1 protein-coding gene is annotated in these 296 nt (G+C 66.6%); it reads left to right on the plus strand.

Annotation, left to right across the window (positions count from 1 at the left end; all coding sequences use genetic code 11):
• On the plus strand, positions 1 to 296 hold a 296-nt coding region (locus tag EN807_RS34510), incomplete at both ends, for a cobaltochelatase subunit CobN (RefSeq protein WP_135938085.1).

The raw sequence follows: 296 nt of genomic DNA on the forward strand, positions 1-296 counted from the left end.
TTTCCGAGAGGGCGGCCCGGCCAATATGAGCGCGCTGGTTCGGGGGCTGGCAGGCCTGGCTGGACAGGATACGTCCGTCGCCAGTCCGGTCAGCGTGCCGAAGGCCGGTTACTATCAGTCTGGATTGGGGGTCGCGGAGGAGCCGGACCTTTCAATGGTCGGCGCTCCCGTCGTCCCTATTCTCTTCTACCGCTCGATGCTGCTCGCGGCCGACGTCGCCCCGATCGATGCGCTGGCCGAGGCTTTGCGCTCCCAGGGACTGGCAGCGGTCCCGGTCTTCGTTTCCAGCCTCAAGG

The organism is Mesorhizobium sp. M5C.F.Ca.ET.164.01.1.1, assembly GCF_004792125.1.
In the GTDB taxonomy this organism is placed as follows: Bacteria; Pseudomonadota; Alphaproteobacteria; order Rhizobiales; family Rhizobiaceae; genus Mesorhizobium; species Mesorhizobium wenxiniae.